This window comes from Paracoccus sp. L-17 (assembly GCF_056857655.1).
On the sequence record NZ_JBSXNM010000030.1, the window covers coordinates 91,075 to 106,435 of the forward strand.

At 67.7% G+C, this 15,361-nt stretch carries 17 protein-coding genes; 5 read left to right on the forward strand and 12 right to left on the reverse strand.

Annotated features, from left to right (window positions below):
* The first annotated feature begins 14 nt into the window (after positions 1-14).
* A complete protein-coding gene (gene queF, locus AC13CR_RS05190) occupies positions 15-476 on the forward strand; it encodes a preQ(1) synthase (RefSeq protein WP_292957745.1) in 462 nt (153 codons plus the stop codon).
* Positions 477-479: 3 nt separating this feature from the next.
* On the opposite strand, the gene AC13CR_RS05195 is transcribed toward queF, so the two are convergent.
* The 4 genes from AC13CR_RS05195 to AC13CR_RS05210 are packed head-to-tail and all read right to left on the reverse strand — an operon-like array spanning position 480 to position 2,899.
* A complete protein-coding gene (locus tag AC13CR_RS05195; RefSeq protein WP_292957742.1) occupies positions 480-965 on the reverse strand; it encodes a MarR family winged helix-turn-helix transcriptional regulator in 486 nt (161 codons plus the stop codon).
* Between the two features lie 3 nt (positions 966-968).
* The gene (locus tag AC13CR_RS05200) at positions 969-1,826 is read right to left on the reverse strand and encodes a carbon-nitrogen hydrolase family protein (protein WP_446233636.1); all 858 of its coding nucleotides are present in this window, start codon (positions 1,824-1,826) and stop codon (positions 969-971) included.
* Entirely contained in the window at positions 1,823-2,095 is a 273-nt protein-coding gene (gene grxC / locus AC13CR_RS05205) for a glutaredoxin 3 (RefSeq protein ID WP_292957736.1), read from the reverse strand. Before grxC ends, AC13CR_RS05200 begins: the two co-directional genes overlap by 4 nt.
* A 33-nt stretch (positions 2,096-2,128) precedes the next feature.
* Positions 2,129-2,899 carry a ComF family protein gene (locus tag AC13CR_RS05210; RefSeq protein WP_292957733.1) on the reverse strand — a complete coding sequence of 257 codons (771 nt, stop codon included), beginning with the start codon at positions 2,897-2,899 and terminating at the stop codon, positions 2,129-2,131.
* A 1-nt stretch (position 2,900) separates the two neighbouring features.
* Between AC13CR_RS05210 and AC13CR_RS05215 the strand changes: the two genes are divergently transcribed.
* From AC13CR_RS05215 to dalA, 3 genes are all read left to right on the forward strand, one after another.
* Positions 2,901-3,743 (forward strand): methyltransferase domain-containing protein, encoded by an 843-nt coding sequence (locus tag AC13CR_RS05215; protein ID WP_292957730.1) that lies wholly within the window; start codon positions 2,901-2,903, stop codon positions 3,741-3,743.
* Positions 3,740-4,780, forward strand: a complete 1,041-nt coding sequence (hemH, locus tag AC13CR_RS05220) for a ferrochelatase (protein WP_482900769.1) — start codon at positions 3,740-3,742, stop codon at positions 4,778-4,780. The genes AC13CR_RS05215 and hemH overlap by 4 nt, the downstream gene beginning before the upstream one ends.
* A 257-nt stretch (positions 4,781-5,037) precedes the next feature.
* Complete coding sequence (gene dalA / locus AC13CR_RS05225) at positions 5,038-5,553, forward strand: divisome-associated lipoprotein DalA (protein WP_292957724.1); 516 nt, start codon at positions 5,038-5,040, stop codon at positions 5,551-5,553.
* A gap of 37 nt (positions 5,554-5,590) precedes the next feature.
* On the opposite strand, the gene AC13CR_RS05230 is transcribed toward dalA, so the two are convergent.
* The 6 genes from AC13CR_RS05230 to hslO form a co-directional block, all read right to left on the reverse strand.
* On the reverse strand, positions 5,591-6,106 hold the full coding sequence (locus AC13CR_RS05230; RefSeq protein ID WP_292957721.1) for a L,D-transpeptidase family protein: 516 nt from the start codon (positions 6,104-6,106) through the stop codon (positions 5,591-5,593).
* 61 nt (positions 6,107-6,167) lie between these two features.
* A complete protein-coding gene (locus tag AC13CR_RS05235; RefSeq protein ID WP_292957719.1) occupies positions 6,168-7,391 on the reverse strand; it encodes a class I SAM-dependent RNA methyltransferase in 1,224 nt (407 codons plus the stop codon).
* Positions 7,388-9,232 (reverse strand): ABC transporter ATP-binding protein, encoded by a 1,845-nt coding sequence (locus AC13CR_RS05240; RefSeq protein ID WP_292978240.1) that lies wholly within the window; start codon positions 9,230-9,232, stop codon positions 7,388-7,390. The genes AC13CR_RS05235 and AC13CR_RS05240 overlap by 4 nt, the downstream gene beginning before the upstream one ends.
* A complete protein-coding gene (locus tag AC13CR_RS05245) occupies positions 9,229-10,389 on the reverse strand; it encodes a CCA tRNA nucleotidyltransferase (protein WP_292957713.1) in 1,161 nt (386 codons plus the stop codon). The genes AC13CR_RS05240 and AC13CR_RS05245 overlap by 4 nt, the downstream gene beginning before the upstream one ends.
* Positions 10,386-10,976: an NUDIX hydrolase gene (locus AC13CR_RS05250; protein ID WP_292957710.1), complete on the reverse strand. Its 591-nt coding sequence runs from the start codon at positions 10,974-10,976 to the stop codon at positions 10,386-10,388. Before AC13CR_RS05250 ends, AC13CR_RS05245 begins: the two co-directional genes overlap by 4 nt.
* Positions 10,973-12,007, reverse strand: a complete 1,035-nt coding sequence (gene hslO, locus AC13CR_RS05255) for an Hsp33 family molecular chaperone HslO (RefSeq protein WP_446232369.1) — start codon at positions 12,005-12,007, stop codon at positions 10,973-10,975. The genes AC13CR_RS05250 and hslO overlap by 4 nt, the downstream gene beginning before the upstream one ends.
* Positions 12,008-12,165: 158 nt before the next feature.
* Between hslO and AC13CR_RS05260 the strand changes: the two genes are divergently transcribed.
* Positions 12,166-12,624 carry an NUDIX hydrolase gene (locus tag AC13CR_RS05260; protein WP_292957969.1) on the forward strand — a complete coding sequence of 153 codons (459 nt, stop codon included), beginning with the start codon at positions 12,166-12,168 and terminating at the stop codon, positions 12,622-12,624.
* Positions 12,625-12,631: 7 nt separating this feature from the next.
* Here the strand turns inward: AC13CR_RS05260 and AC13CR_RS05265 are convergent, their stop codons facing one another.
* Positions 12,632-13,927 carry a PP2C family protein-serine/threonine phosphatase gene (locus AC13CR_RS05265; protein ID WP_292957704.1) on the reverse strand — a complete coding sequence of 432 codons (1,296 nt, stop codon included), beginning with the start codon at positions 13,925-13,927 and terminating at the stop codon, positions 12,632-12,634.
* 93 nt (positions 13,928-14,020) lie between these two features.
* Positions 14,021-15,268 carry a threonine ammonia-lyase IlvA gene (gene ilvA / locus AC13CR_RS05270; protein WP_292957701.1) on the reverse strand — a complete coding sequence of 416 codons (1,248 nt, stop codon included), beginning with the start codon at positions 15,266-15,268 and terminating at the stop codon, positions 14,021-14,023.
* Between the last annotated feature and the right edge of the window lie 93 nt (positions 15,269-15,361).

Sequence of the window (15,361 nt, forward strand, 5' to 3'; positions counted from 1 at the left end):
AGGCAGGAGCCGCCATGCCCCATCACACCGACACGCTGACCCAGCTTGGCGCGAAGACCGACCTGCCGGCCAGCCCCGACGCGGCCGTGCTGGAGCGGGTGCCGAATCCGCATCAGGACGAGACCTATCTGGTCCGCTTCACCCAGCCGGAATTCACCAGTCTCTGCCCGATCACGAACCAGCCCGATTTCGCACATCTGGTGATCGATTATGCCCCGGGCGACTGGCTGATCGAATCGAAGTCGCTGAAGCTGTTTCTGGGCAGTTTCCGCAATCATGGCGCCTTTCACGAGGATTGCACGGTCGGGATCGGCAGGCGGCTGGTGCGGTGCCTGACCCCGCGATGGCTGCGGATCGGCGGCTACTGGTATCCGCGCGGCGGAATGCCGATCGACGTGTTCTGGCAGACCGGCGCCGCGCCGGCGGGCCTGTGGCTGCCCGATCAGGGCGTCGCGCCCTATCGCGGCCGGGGCTGAACCCTAGTCCGGCCCGCCCTCCAGCCGGATACGCAATTCCCGCAGGACGGGCAGGGCGCCACGGACCTTGTCGGCGCCGATGTCGCGGACGACGCCGGCGATCAGCGGCATGAAGGCCGCGATCGCCGAATCGCGCGCGTCCCGTCCGGCCTTGCTGATGGACACGAACTTGCGCCGCGCATCGTCCCAGTCGGGGCGGATATGGACATGCCCGGCCCATTCCAGCCGCGACAGCGTGTTGGTCATCGCGCCTCTCGTGACGTGGAACGCCTCGGCCAGTTGCGCGGGGCTTCGTTCCTCGTTCACGTGAGCCAGAAGGTTCAAGACCGAGAAATGCGAGATCTGCATCCCGCGCGGCAGCGCCTTGCTGATCAGATTGCGCGACAATTGCTCGGCAATCAGCACCTCGGCGAACAGGCTGGCCGCCAGACGGTCGGTCGTCTGCGGCTTCTCGGGCGTGCTGGCGCGGTCCGGTGCGGAGGGAAACATCTGTCAGGGCCCGGAATAGGGACGGTCATGGTCAAGCGAGGGGATGCGGGACCGTGCCCTGTCAACCGCTCCAAGGTCAAGCCGGACGATGGTGACACCGGGTTCGGATCCCGCATCCGCAATGACCTTGCCCCAGGGATCCACGGCCAGCGAATGCCCGTGGCTGCGGCGCGGCTGGCGGTCGGGGCTGTGGGGCGCGGGATGGGTGCCGCATTGCGCCGGGGCCAGCACGAAACAGCCGGTCTCGATGGCGCGGGCGCGCAGCAGGGTTTCCCAATGCGCCGCCCCCGTGGTCGGGCTGAAGGCCGAGGGCACGGTCAGGATTCGCGCGCCCGCCTTTGCCAGATCGCGATAGAGATGGGGAAAGCGAAGATCGTAGCAGATCGTCAGGCCCAGACCGATCCCGTTCAGATCGGCCAGAACCGCGCGGTCGCCCGGCCGGTAGGCGGCGCTTTCACGGAAGTGTTCGGTCCGGGAGATGGTCACGTCGAACATGTGCAGCTTGTCATAGCGCGCCGCGATCCGGCCCGTCGGGTCGATCAGGAAGCTGCGATTGGCGAAGCGGCCATCCGCATCGCCGGTCTTCAGCGCCAGCGATCCGATCAGCAGCCAGATCCGTGCAGCCCCCGCCGCCTCGCGCAGTGCGGCGAGGGTCGGATCGTCGTCCTCGCGCTGCAGCATGGCCTGCTGTCGCGCGCGATCGGGCGACAGCATGTTCGTGACCTCGGGGGTCAGCACGATCTCGGCGCCCTGCGACGCGGCCTGGCGGATCAGCAACAATGTCGGCGACACGTTCCCGGCCGGGTCGTCGCCGACATTCAGCTGCACCAGACCGGCGCTGAGGACGCGGGCCTGGTTCATGCGGCGCGGCCGGCCAGCAACGCCTCCAGCTTGCCGGCGCGGTCCAGCGCGAACAGGTCGTCGCAGCCGCCGACATGGGTGTCGCCGATGAAGATTTGCGGCACCGTGCGGCGGCCATTGGCCCGCTGGATCATGGCGGCGCGCTGATCGGGCCGGACACCCACGTCGATCTCGTCGAAATCGGCGCCTTTCCGGGTCAGCAGATCCTTGGCGCGGATGCAGAAGGGACAGGTGGCGGTGGTGTAGATCGTGATCCGGGGCTGGCTCATGGAGGTCCTTGGTTTCGAGGGTTCACCCCCAATCTAGTCATCCTTGACCGCGCGCGCCAGAACCGCGACCGAGACCGGCCCCGAGCCCGCCGCCAGCAGCGCCTCGGCCGCCGCGGCCAGCGTCGCGCCCGAGGTCATCACGTCATCGACCAGCAGCACGGCCCTGCCCTCGATCCGCGCGGCGCGGCGGCGATTGACGGTGATCGCGCCGGCGATATTGGCGAAGCGGTCGCTGACGCCGCGGTGATCCTGGCCTTCGGTATGGCGATTGCGCAGCAGCAGGTCGGGCAGATGGTCCAGCCCGCGCGAGCGGGCCAGCGGGGCCGACATCAGACCCGCCTGGTTGTATCGCCGTTTCATCAGCCGGCGCAGATGCAGCGGCACGGGCGCGACGACCATGCCGGGCCGGATCAGCGGCGCGGCCGCCCGCGACAGCCAGCCGGCCAGTGCCGGGGCCAGGTCGGGGCGGTCGCCATGTTTCAGCGCCAGCACCAGCCGCCGCCCGGTTCCGGCATAGACCAGCGCCGCCCGGCCGTGCCGCCAGGGCCGCGCAAGGGTCAGGCAATCGTCGCAGGTCAGCGCACCATCGGGCAGGCTGGTGCCGTCATCGGGCAGCGGCGCGCCGCAGCGGCAGCAGGCGGTTCCGGTGATGAAACGCGCCTCGCGCCAGCAATCGGGACAAAGCTGGATGCCGCCATCCCCGCCCGCCGCGACCGGCTGGCCGCAATCCAGGCATTGCGGTGGATAAAGCAGGCGCAGCGCGCCTTTCATCGCCGCGCGAAGCACCCTATGTTCCAGCCCCATGATGACCCTCTCCGATCCCGCGCCGGCCCCCCAGGGCCTGACCGATCGCGTAGCCTTGCTGCGCCAGCGTGATCGCGCGGTCCGGTCCGGCCATGTCGACGTGCTGCACCGCCTCGCGGCCGCCGAAATCGAGGATAGGCTGGCCGAGATTAACAGAAGGTTTACGCAACCCGTCGTCGTGACCGGATTTGGCCCTCTGTGGCGCGAACTGATCCCCGGGGCGCAGGTCGTGGCCGATGATCCGGTCCTGGATCTGGCCCAGGGCGCGCATGATCTGGTGATCCACGCCATGGCGCTGCACTGGGCCGAGGATCCGGTCGGCCAGATGGTGCAATGCCGCCGCGCGCTGGCGCCCGACGGTCTGTTCATCGCCGCCTGTCTCGGCGGCCAGACCCTGCACGAGGTTCGCGCCGCACTGGCCCAGGCCGAGGCCGAAGTCACTGGCGGCCTGTCGCCCCGCATCCTGCCGATGGGCGAGATCCGCGACATGGGGGCGTTGCTGTCGCGGGCCGGGCTGGCGCTGCCGGTCGCCGATCTGGTCAGTCAGCGCGCCTCCTACCGCGATCTGATCCATCTTGCCCATGATTTGCGCGCCATGGGCGAGGGTAATGCCATGGCGGCGCGCCTGCGCCGTCCGACGCGGGCCACAATCTTTGCCCGCGCCGCCGCGATCATGGCCGAACATCACCCCGACCGCGACGATCCGTCCCGTGTCGCGACCACCTTCGATCTGGTCTTTCTGACCGGGTGGGCCCCGTCCGAGACGCAACCAAGACCGCTGCGACCCGGCTCGGCCACGACCCGCCTTGCCGATGCGCTGAACGAGATCAGGACCAAGACATGACGCAAGCCGCCGCGCCAGCGAATGCCCCCGCCGACCACCCCCCGATCCAGCAACCCAGAACCGGCATCCTGATCGCCAATCTGGGCACGCCCGACGGCCATGATTACTGGTCCATGCGCCGCTATCTGAACGAATTCCTGTCGGACAGGCGGGTGATCGACTATCCGGCGTGGAAATGGCAGCCGTTGTTGCAGGGCATCATCCTGACCAGACGGCCCTTCACCTCGGGGAAGAATTACAAGCTGATCTGGAACGAGGAGCGGAACGAAAGCCCGCTGATGACAATCACCCGCGATCAGACGGCGGCCCTGGCCGCGCGCGCCGCCGAGGAATGGGGCGATCGGGTGATGGTCGATTTCTGCATGCGCTATGGCAATCCCTCGACGCAGGAGGTGCTGGACCGGATGGTCAAGGCGGGCTGCCGCCGGATCGTGTTCCTGCCGCTCTATCCGCATTATGCGGGCGCGACCTCGGCCACTGCGAATGACCAGCTTTTCCGCGCGTTGATGGCGCAGAAATGGCAGCCCTCGGTGCGCACCTGCGATCCCTATTTCGACCGGCCCGACTATGTTCAGGCGCTGGCCGACTCGGTCCGCCATACGCTGGGCGACCGCAAGCCGGGCAGGCTGGTCGCGTCCTATCACGGGATGCCGAAACGCTATCTTCTGGAAGGCGATCCCTATCATTGCCAGTGCCAGAAGACCTCGCGCCTGCTGCAACAGGCCCTCGGCTGGGAGGATGGGATCATCGATACCAGTTTCCAGTCCGTCTTCGGTCCCGAGGAATGGTTGCGTCCCTATACCGTCGAACATGTCGCCGAACTGGCGCGGTCCGGGGTCAGCGACATTGCCGTCATCTCGCCCGCCTTCGCCTCGGATTGCATCGAGACGCTGGAAGAGATCAATGGCGAGATCCGCGAAAGTTTCGAACATGCGGGCGGCAAGGACTTTGCCTATATCCCCTGCCTGAACGACGATCCGGCCCATATCGAGGTGATGATGGGCGTGATCCGCGACAATATCGGGGGCTGGGTCTAGGCCGTCGCGCGGCGCCCCGGGCCAGAGCCGGGCAGAGCCGGCGCGGCGGCCATCCTGGCTTGTGGCCTGGCTTGCGGCCTGGCCCGGCCCCCGCAGGGATGCGGGACGGGCCGCGCCGGTCGGACGATTCGCGCCGAACGGACCGCCGTCAATCGGCATCGAAGCCACAGCGCCCCGGTTTCACGCAAACTTGCGTTTGTGGCGCTTCGCCGCCTTCGCTACACCTGCGCACGAAACCGTCAGGAAGGATGGCGACGATGACCAAATTCACGCTGCTGGCCTTGGGCGCACTGGTTGCGCTTTCGGCCTGCGCGCCGATCACCAGCCCGTCGCAACCGGGACCGGACGGTCAGCCTGTGCCCGCAGCCTCGATGATCGACGCCCGCGAGGCGCAGGCAATTCCGGCCCGCGTCTTGCAGCAGATAAACACCCTGCGCGGCAATATCGCCGCGCCCGCGATGCGGATGAACCCGCAACTGACCGCGGCGGCGCTGGCCCATTCGCGCGACATGGCGGCGCAGAACCGCGCCTGGCACTGGGGCTCGGACGGCTCGTCGCCGCTGGAGCGGGTCAGGCGGCAGGGCTATTCCGGCCAGCTGGTGGGCGAGAACATTTCCGAAAGCTATGAAAACGACATCCAGACGCTGAACGCCTGGATGCAGACGCGCGACACGCGCGACGTGATCATGGATCCGACCGCGACCAGCCTGGGATTCGCCTGGTATCAGGAACCCTCGGGCAAGATCTGGTGGACGCTGATCAGCGGCACCTGAGGGCGCCGCGACAGCAGGCAGGTCAGGCGGCTATCGGTCAGGGATTGATAACGATCGGCGTGCCGGGACGCAGCATCGCATAGATATCCTCGATCTCGTTGTCCTTCACGGCGATGCAGCCGGCAGTCCAGTCGCGCTTCTTGGGCGCCAGGACCCTGCCTTCGGGCCCCCATCCGTGGATGAAGATGTCGCCACCCGGCTTGCGACCCATCTTTTCCGCATAGGCGGTATCCTCGGCATTGGGATAGGACATGCCGACGGACAGATAATACCGGCTGCGCGGATTGAAACGGTCGATGAAATATGTCCCCTCGGGCGTCTTGCCGTCGCCCTCGAACTGCTTGTCGCCGACAGGCTCGTTGCCCAGCCCGATGTCATAGGATTTCAGCACGGTCTGGTTGTTCAAAAGATACAACCGCCGCTGCCCCTTGTTTATGACGACCTGAGTCACCGGAGGGCCGCTATAGGTCTTGAATTTCGTGTTCTTGCTGCCGCAGGCCCCCAGAAAGGCCAGCAGCGACAGCGCCATCACGCGCCGGTTTGCTCGATACATCACTGCCTCTGCATTTTATCGTTTTTATGGCCCTGACATAGCATGAAGACCGGGTCCTTGCCTAGCGCCTGACGAATTCGGCCGCGGTTTCGATATGGGGCGACCAGCGGAACTGATCGACGATCAGAAGCCGGGTCAAACTGAAACCGCCATCGGCCAGAATCCGCGCATCGCGGGCAAAATTGACCGGATCGCAGGCAACAAGGGCCAGTCGCCCGACCCGCGAAGCCGCGATTTCGCGTGCCTGCGCCGCAGCCCCGGCGCGGGGCGGATCGATCACGATTGCGTCAAAGCGTGACACTTCATCGGCCAGAAGGGGATTGCGCGCCAAATCGCGAATCTCGGTCGTGACGCGCTGCAGGCCGGGCGTGGCGCGCCATGCCGCGTCCAGCGCGGCCAGCGGGGCGCCCAGCCCCTCGACCGCATGAACCTGCGCGCTTTCGGCCAGACGCAGCGAGAATGTCCCGCAGCCGGCGAACAGGTCCGCGACATGGCGCGCGCCGCGCGTAAAATCGTGCACCGCGGCCGCCAGGGCGGCTTCGCCCTCTTCGGTCGCTTGCAGAAAGGCGGCGGGCGGCGGCACCACCTTGGCCCGGCCCATCGGCACGGCCGGCGACCGGCGCGTGATCGTCTGCCCGTCCCAATCCAGCCGCGCCAGGTCGCCCTCGGCTGCCAGCGCGGCGAGGGCGGCGAAAAGCTCGGCCTGCATCGGTTTGCCGCCCGCGACCGCGACATCCAGACCGGCAGGCCCATCAATCACGTTGATCGTCACCTCGCCCATGCGCGAGGCGCCCGCGGCCACGATCCGCCGCAACAGCGGCAGCGCGGCGGTGATCCGGGGCCGCAGCACATGGCAATCGGCCAGATCGACGATCACGTCCGAGGCGCGCGCATGAAATCCCACCAGCGCGCCCTTCTTGCTGCGCCGACCCGACAGCACCGCGCGCCTGCGCGAACGCGGCGGCGACACATGGATGCCCTGGATCGGCGCCGGCAATCCGCGCGCCGCCAGCGCCGTTTCGACCACCTGCCGTTTCCAGCCGGCCGTGAAGCCCTGGCTGGCATGCATCAGCGAACAGCCGCCGCAGGTGCGATAATGGGCGCAGGCAGGGCGCACCCGATCGGCCGAGGGCGTCACGATCCGGGGCGCGCTGATGCGGCCATCCGTGGCCTCGCCCTCGATCACCTCGCCCGGCAGGGTCAGCGGCGCCAGCGCCCGGCCCCGGTCGCCGACCGCCACCCCGTCGCCGCGCCGTCCCAGCCGCCCGATGGTCCACAGGCTCACTCGGCCGCCTCCCGGGTGCCCAGAAAGCCGCCCGATTGCCGGTTCCAGTATCGCGCGTAGAGCCCGCCAAGGGCGAGCAGATCGTCATGGCTGCCCTGTTCCACGATCCGGCCCGCATCCATGACCACGATCCGGTCTAGCTGGGCGATGGTGGACAGCCGATGCGCGATGGCAAGGACGGTCTTGCCGCGCATGGCGCGCGACAATGCCTGTTGCACCTGCGCCTCGACCTCGCTGTCCAGGGCGCTGGTCGCCTCGTCCAGCACCAGGATCGGCGCGTCCTTCAGAAAGGCGCGGGCCAGCGCGATTCGCTGGCGCTGCCCGCCCGACAGCTTGACGCCGCGTTCGCCCAGATGCGCGTCATATCCCTTGCGGCCGGCGTGATCTTCCAGCGTCAGGATGAAATCATGCGCTTCGGCCGCGCGGGCCGCCGTCTCGATATCGGCCTGCGTGGCGCCGGGGCGGCCATAGAGGATGTTGTCGCGCGCGGACCGGTTGAACATCGCCGTTTCCTGCGTGACCATCGCCACCTGCCGGCGCAGGCTTTCCTGGGTCACGCCGCGCAGGTCGTGCCGGTCGATCCGGATCGCCCCGCGTTCGACATCGTAGAGCCGCAGCAGCAGCGCCACCAGCGTCGATTTCCCCGCGCCCGAGGCGCCGACGATGCCGATCTTCTCGCCCGGCCGGATATGCAGATCGACGTCCTGCAAGCCGCCCAGATCGCGGCCATAGGCAAAGCCCACCGCGTCGAAATCCACGCGGCCCTGCACGCGGTCCAGCGCGATCGCGTTCGGGGCGTCCTTCAGGTCGTGGGGCGGCGACAGGGTGCGCATCCCGTCCTCGACCTCGCCGACGCTGCCCCAGATGCCCATCAGCGCCATGCTGACCCAACCGGTCATCTGGCTCAGCCGCATGGCGATCGCACCGGCTGCCGCGATATCGCCGGGCGTGGCCAGGCCCTGCCGCCACAGAAGGATCGAACCGCCGACCAGGATCACCGGCAAGACCCCCGCGATCACCATCAGCGACAGCCGGAAGCTGCTGCTGACGATGCCGAAATCCAGTGCGCGTTCACGGAACCCGGCCATCGCGCCAAGCGCCGCGCGATCCTCGTGTTCGGCATGGGCGAACAGCTTGACGGTCTTGATGTTGGTGATCGTGTCGACGACCTGCCCGGTCACCATGGCACGAGCCGATGCGCGCGCGCCCGACCGCGCCCGGATGCGGGGCAGGAAAAAACGGATCAGCCCGAAATAGGCCGCCAGCCAGACGATCAGCGCCGCAGCGCCCCAGCCATCGACGCTGACAAGAAACGCCGCCGAACCCAGAACCGAGGCCAGCGCGAAGGCCACCACGTTGACCATCTCGGTCGCGACATCGGTGACGGCGCGGGCGGTCTGCATCTGTTTCTGGGCCAGCCGCCCGGCGAAATCGTTGTCAAAGAAGGTGACCGAATGGCCCATCGTCCAGCGATGCAGCCGCGACAGGACCAGCGGCAGCACGTTGGGACCCACGATCACGCTTGAGGTCGCGGTCGAGATGCCGAAGATCACCGGCCGCAGCAGCAGGAAGAACCCCACGAAGGCCGCGATCAGCAATCCGTTGTCAACCCACAACCTTTCGGGGACGCCCTGCGTCACCGCATCGACGACGCGGCCCAGAAGGATCGCCGCCACAACGTCCGCCAGCCCGCCAAGCGCCGATGCGAGGGCCGCCAGTGACAGTCCCCGCCATGCACCCGACAGGCACCAGCCGAAAAAGGCCAGCAGCCGGTCGGGCGGCGGCCCGGCGGCGGGCCGAAAGGCATCGATCAGGCGGCCCAGGCGGCGGTGCAGGCTCATGACCGCTCTCCGGCCAGCAGGGCGATGTCGATCAGCGCGGGCGCGGGCATGACGAAATCGGCCGCGATCCAGGCCGCCTCGGCGGCGCGCATTCCGCGTCCAAGCGCCGGTCCGCGAAGCCGCGGCATCAGGTCGTCGGCAGAAATCGGGAACCGCGCCGACGCGGCTTCGGCCAGTCGCGTCTCCCAGTCCTGCGGCAGCTCCTGCCCCCGAGCGGCCCGGATCAGCGCGCAATCGGTGGCAGCCTCGAAGCCCAGCCGGTAGCCCGCCTCGTTCAGCGACCACCCGGCATCCAGCGCCCCGCGCAAAACCTGCTGTGCCCTGGCCTCGTCGCGCGACAGGCGCAGCAGATCGGCGCTGTTGCGATCAGCCAGGCAGGCCAGACGGCGCCGCCACGAGGGCGGGCGCGGGCCTTCGGCGGCGATCAGCGCAGGCAGGTCATCGACGGTCGCGGCGGGCAGGATCCGCGCCAGAACGCCGGTTTCGGCCATCAGCGCCATCGCGGGCGCGGGATCGGACGCGGCCAGCAGCTTTTTCATCTCGGCCCCGATCCGTTCGCGCGCGATCCGCGCCAGACCATCCTTCAGCGCGCTGCAGGCGGCGACGGCCTCGGGGTTCGCGTCACGCCCATACCAGGCCAGGAAGCGGAAAAACCGCAGGATGCGCAGGTAATCCTCGCGAATCCGGGCCTGTGCCTGGCCCACGAAGCGCAGCCGCCGCGCCGCCAGATCGGGCAGGCCGCCCACCGGGTCGACGACCTTCCCGTCGCGGCCGGCATAAAGCGCGTTGATGGTGAAATCACGCCGCCGCGCATCCTCGGCCAGATCGTCCGAGAAGGCCACGACCGCGTGGCGGCCGTCGGTTTCGAGATCGTGGCGAAAGGTCGTCACCTCGAAGCCGCGCGTGTCCGAGACCACTGTGATCGTGCCATGGTCGATCCCGGTCGGCACGGCCTTCAACCCGGCTGCCCGCACCAGCCGCATCACGTCGTCGGGACGGGCATCCGTGGCGATGTCGATATCCTCGACCGGACAGGCCAGCAGCGCGTTGCGCACCGCCCCGCCGACCAGCAGGGCGCGATGGCCGCCGGCCTCGATGGCGTCAAGCACCGCGATCAGCGCCGGATCGCGCAGGATGTCGGCGGGCAGGCGGGTCACGCCGCCATCCTGCGCGCCAGTTGCAGCAGCACCCGCGCCGTCGCGCCCCACAGGTAATAGGGTCCATAGGGCGCCACGTAATAGTATCGCCAGCCGCCGCGCCAGCGCCGTCCCTCGATGCGGTAATGGGCGGGGTCGGCGATATGGGCGAAGGGCAGCGAAAAGACCTCTTCGACTTCGCCGGGCTCCGCAATGGGTGTGAAGGGGCCGCGGATCACGGCCAGCACCGCAGTCATGGCAAATCCGGTCACGGTCCGGTGCGGCGGAAGCGTGCCGATCAGATCGATCTGCGCGGGATCAAGGCCGACTTCCTCGCGGGCCTCGCGCAGCGCGGCCGCGGTCTCGTCGGTATCGCCGGGATCGACCTTGCCGCCCGGCAGCGCGATCTGGCCCGGATGATGGCGCAACCCCGATGCGCGCTTGGTCATCAGGATACGCCCGTCATCCTCGTGGAAGGCAGCCAGAACGCCGGCCGGCCGCAACGCGGTCTCGGGGGCCGGATCGGCGTTCAGGTCATAGTCCGAACTGGGCCCCGCCGGAATCGACAGGGCCCGCCGCAGCCGGTCCTCGGACCAGCCGCCGGTCACTCGGCCGCCCTGTTCTGAGCATCGTCATCGGGGTCGACGGGATTGCCCTCGGCATCCAACGTCGCCTCGAAACCCAGCGAATTCGGATCGAATTCGTAATGCGCGCCGCAGAACTGGCAATCGGCGGTGACGATCCCCTCGTCGGTGGTCATGTGCGCGATGTCCTTGGCCGAATAGATCGACAGGGTGTCGCGCACCCGGCCCGCGGTGCAGGAGCAGCCGAATTCCACCCTCTGCGCATCGAAGACGCGCGGAGCTTCCTCGTGAAACAGGCGCAGAAGCAGGTCGGTCGGACCGACGCGGGGACCGATCAGTTCCAGCGTCTCGACCGTGTCCAGCAGCAGGTTGGCACGGTTCCAATCCTCGGATTCGCCGCCCTGCAGGATGTCGGCGGCCTCGATCAGCCCGCCTTCGCCACTGCCGCCCTTTCCGGCATCCATCGGCTGTGCGGGCAGGGTCTGCAACATCACGCCGCCGGCGCGCCAATGCGCCGGCTCGCCGGTCAGTTGCGAATGGCCGCTGGCCAGCGCGAACCGCGACGGCAATTGTTCGGACTGGGCAAAATAGGTCTGCGCGCAGGCTGACAGCGATCCCCCGGCCAGCGGCGTGATGCCCTGATAGGGATGCGTGCCCTGGCCCTGGTCGATGAGGATGGCGAAATAACCCTCGCCGATCTGGGCAAACGGCTCGCTCGCGTCCAGCCTGTCGGCATCGAAACTGGCCCAGGCGCGGATGCGCGCGGGTTCGTCCTGCGAGGCGGGCGCATAAAAATCGGCGGCGATGGTGCGCACGGCGCCATTGCCTCGGACCTGCAGGCTCAGCTTCCAGCGCAACTTGATGGTGGGGCCGATCAGCGCGGTCAGCAGGGCCAGTTCCGCCACCAGGGCACTGACCGGGGCGGGATAGTCGTGGCGCGACAGGATGTGATCCAGCACGCCGTCCAGCCGTGCCACCCGGCCCCGGATCGAGGAGCGGTCAAGCTGGAAGGGCAGGACTGTATCGTCCCAGGCGATCTGGTTGATCATGCTCATGGCGGGTCCCTGAAAATTCAGTCTGGCCCGCGGCGCGGCGCAGGCGGTTTCGCCGCCCAATATAATCCATTCGCCGCCGATCCCAAGAGCCAGGGCGCATCGGCTTTCGCCGCGCGCCCCGCCGCGCTAGAGAGAAGCCGCAGCAGATGAGGCATTTGATGATCCCGCGCTACGGCCCGCCGCCCCGTCCCGCATCGCGCATCGGCCACGGCTGGCGCAGGCGGCCCGGGGCCTATGCGATCCTGATCCGGGACGGGTGGCTGTTGCTGACCCATCAGCAGGCGCCGGTGCCGGAATTCCAGTTGCCGGGTGGCGGTATCGATCCGGGCGAAAGCCCGGTCAGGGCGCTGCACCGCGAAGTCGGCGAAGAGACCGGCTGGACCATCGCGGGTCCGCGTTTCCTGTCTGCCTATCGCCGTTTCGCCTATATGCCCGACCATGATCTTCATGCCGAGAAACTATGCGAAATCTGGCTGGCCCGTCCGATCCGGCGCCTGGGTCCGCCATCCGAACCCGGCCACAGCGCGCATTGGGTCCGCCCCGCCGTTGCGGCCGACCTGCTGGCCGATCCCGGCGCGCGCGCAATCCTGTCGCGCTGGCTGAAAGCGCACGGCTAGGGCCGGATCAGCGCGCGGGCAGGTTCAACGGCTTTGCCGGTCCCAGATATTCGATCAGCACCGCCGACATGTCGTCGGGCCTTTCGCCGCCCGCATATTGCGAGACCGACCAGGCCATGGCCTCGAGGAAGGAATGGCCGCCCAGAAAGGCGTTGGTGCGCATGATCGCCTCCAGCCCGTCATCGCCCAGCAGGCGTCCGGCCGGGTTCGACGCCTCGGTAATCCCGTCCGAGGTGATCAGCAGCCGATCGCCGGGATCCAGCATCACGTCCACCTCGTCGAAGACCGGTTCCTCGAAGACGCCGACCGGCATCCCGCCCCGGCCCAGCAGCCGGACCGATCCGTCGCCCTTTTGCAGGACCGGATGCGGATGGCCCGCCTGAACAATCCGAAGCTGACCGGTGACGTGGTTCAGATCGGCATAGATCATGGTGAAATAGGTGTCGGTGCACATCTCCTCCAGCATCATGTTGTTGAAGAAATGCGCCAGCGCCGCGGGCCTTACCGAATCGCTGCCCGACTGCGCCGCCCGCAGCGCCACATTCTGGTCTGACGAGCCCGACAGATGCACCGAAAGCTGCGCTGTCAACAGCGCCGCCGTGACCCCGTGACCCGACACGTCCAGGGCATAGATTCCGACGCGGTCTTCGCCGATGGGAAAGAAGCCGACAAGATCGCCGCCGATATGGCCGGCCGGTCGCAGCAGCAACGACATCTCGAACGGGCCAAAGCGGCCGCCGCGTTCGCGCACCAGACCCTGTTGCAGCTTGCGCGCCTCGCGCAGATCGCGGTCGATTGCCTCCTGCGCCTGTTCCAGCGATGTCAGCGCCTCTTGCAGGCGATCGTTGCTGGCGCGCAACTCGGCCTCGATCCGCAGCACCCGTTCGCTGACCGCAAGCCGGGCCAGGACATTCGCGCCCTGCGCGGGCATGGCCACGAAATCATTGGCCCCGGCCTGCAATCCGCGCGGGACCTGATCGCGCGGATCGCCATGGATCAGCATCACCAGATAGCTGTGCGCGCAACGCGGATCGGCGCGGAAGCTGCGGCAGAAGTCCAGCGCTCCGCCCCCCTCCTCGATCCAGTCATAGATCACGACGTCAGGCCGGTTCTCGACGCTCCATCCCAGAATGTCGTCGCCCGGGGTCTTCTCGACCGCCGCATAGCCGGCATCGCGCAACTGGCTGGCCAGCATCCGGCGCAGATCCGGATCGCCGATGACCAGCAGGACCAGACGCGCCTTGCCGGCCGCGGTCGATTCCGCGGTCTTGACGCTGCGCTGCTTTCGAGTCTCGGCTTTCATATCCAAGCTTCTAGGCGCGCCGCCGTGAATGATTGGTAAAGATCGCCCGGCGTAATCCGTCAAATGCTGCAGATCATGCAGGGCCTGCGACGTCTATACCAGCAGTTCGGCCAGAATCTCGTCATTGGTGATGTCGCGATAGACAAAGCCGGTCCGGTCCAGCCGGGCCTTCAGCGCGGTCAGGTTCGCGGGTTCGTTCGTCTCGATCCCGATCAGGACCGAGCCGAAATTGCGCGCCGATTTCTTCAGGTATTCGAATCGCGCGATGTCATCGTCCGGGCCCAGCATTTCCAGAAAGTCGCGCAGCGCGCCGGGGCGCTGCGGCATCCGCAGAACGAAATATTTTTTCACGCCGCTATAGCGCTGGGCGCGTTCCTTGACCTCGGGCAACCGCTCGAAGTCGAAATTTCCGCCCGAACAGACGCAGACGATCGTCTTGCCCGCGATGTCGTCCAGATCCTGCAGCACATCGACGGCCAATGCGCCCGCCGGTTCCAGCACGACGCCTTCGGTGTTCAGCATCTCCAGCATGGTGCGGCAGATGCGATCCTCGGGGGCCAGGCGGACATCGGCGGGGCTGAAGCGGCGCAGGATCTCGAAGGGCAGGGCGCCGATCCGGGCGACCGCGGCGCCATCGACGAAGCTGTCCACGGCGGGAAGGGCGACGGGTGCGCCGGTTTGCAGTGCGGCCTGCAGGCTGGCGCCGCCGGACGGTTCTGCAAAGGCAAAGCACGTCTCGGGCGCCTCGGTCCCGAAATAGCGCGTCACGCCCGATGACAGCCCACCGCCGCCCACGGGCAACACGACCAGATCGGGCGCGCGGCCCAGTTGTTCCAGCATTTCCAGCCCGACCGTCGCCTGACCCTCGATCACGTCGGGCGCGTCGAAGGGCGACAGGAAGGCGGCGCCGTTGCGGGACGAAAACGCCTGCGCGGCGGCCAGCGTCTGGTCGAAATAATCGCCGTTCAGGACGATCTCGATCGCGTCGCCGCCGAAGATCCGCGTTTTCTGGATCTTCTGCTGCGGCGTGGTGACCGGCATGAAGATGGTGCCTCTGGCGCCGAAGTGACGGCAGGCAAAGGCCACCCCCTGGGCGTGATTGCCGGCGCTGGCGCAGACGAAATGGGCGCTGCTGCCCGGCTTGTCGCTGACCAGCTTGCGCATGGCATTGAAGGCGCCCCGCAGCTTGTAGCTGCGCACCGGTGTCAGATCCTCGCGCTTCAGCCAGATGTCGGCGCCGAACTTGGCCGACAGATGGTCGTTGCGTTGCAGGGGCGTGGGCTCGAACAGGTCGCGAAGCGCGGTCTCGGCAGCCCTGACGGAGGCGACAAAGTTTTCCATGCAGCCGCCCATGCCGCGAAAGCGCGGACTTGGCAAGGGCAATGACCCCTGCGGCCCTTGTGAGCAGCGCCGATTGACCGTATTCCCGCCTCG

What these genes read in the sequence shown, in the direction of transcription:
- hslO (WP_446232369.1), bottom strand. Translation starts at nt 12,007, where the DNA reads ATGAGCATGATCAACCAGATCGCCTGGGACGATACAGTCCTGCCCTTC.
- hemH (WP_482900769.1), top strand. Translation starts at nt 3,740, where the DNA reads ATGACGCAAGCCGCCGCGCCAGCGAATGCCCCCGCCGACCACCCCCCG.
- ilvA (WP_292957701.1), bottom strand. Translation starts at nt 15,268, where the DNA reads ATGGAAAACTTTGTCGCCTCCGTCAGGGCTGCCGAGACCGCGCTTCGC.
- AC13CR_RS05215 (WP_292957730.1), top strand. Translation starts at nt 2,901, where the DNA reads ATGACCCTCTCCGATCCCGCGCCGGCCCCCCAGGGCCTGACCGATCGC.
- AC13CR_RS05195 (WP_292957742.1), bottom strand. Translation starts at nt 965, where the DNA reads ATGTTTCCCTCCGCACCGGACCGCGCCAGCACGCCCGAGAAGCCGCAG.
- dalA (WP_292957724.1), top strand. Translation starts at nt 5,038, where the DNA reads ATGACCAAATTCACGCTGCTGGCCTTGGGCGCACTGGTTGCGCTTTCG.
- grxC (WP_292957736.1), bottom strand. Translation starts at nt 2,095, where the DNA reads ATGAGCCAGCCCCGGATCACGATCTACACCACCGCCACCTGTCCCTTC.
- AC13CR_RS05210 (WP_292957733.1), bottom strand. Translation starts at nt 2,899, where the DNA reads ATGGGGCTGGAACATAGGGTGCTTCGCGCGGCGATGAAAGGCGCGCTG.
- AC13CR_RS05230 (WP_292957721.1), bottom strand. Translation starts at nt 6,106, where the DNA reads ATGTATCGAGCAAACCGGCGCGTGATGGCGCTGTCGCTGCTGGCCTTT.
- AC13CR_RS05240 (WP_292978240.1), bottom strand. Translation starts at nt 9,232, where the DNA reads ATGAGCCTGCACCGCCGCCTGGGCCGCCTGATCGATGCCTTTCGGCCC.
- AC13CR_RS05200 (WP_446233636.1), bottom strand. Translation starts at nt 1,826, where the DNA reads ATGAACCAGGCCCGCGTCCTCAGCGCCGGTCTGGTGCAGCTGAATGTC.
- AC13CR_RS05265 (WP_292957704.1), bottom strand. Translation starts at nt 13,927, where the DNA reads ATGAAAGCCGAGACTCGAAAGCAGCGCAGCGTCAAGACCGCGGAATCG.
- AC13CR_RS05260 (WP_292957969.1), top strand. Translation starts at nt 12,166, where the DNA reads ATGATCCCGCGCTACGGCCCGCCGCCCCGTCCCGCATCGCGCATCGGC.
- queF (WP_292957745.1), top strand. Translation starts at nt 15, where the DNA reads ATGCCCCATCACACCGACACGCTGACCCAGCTTGGCGCGAAGACCGAC.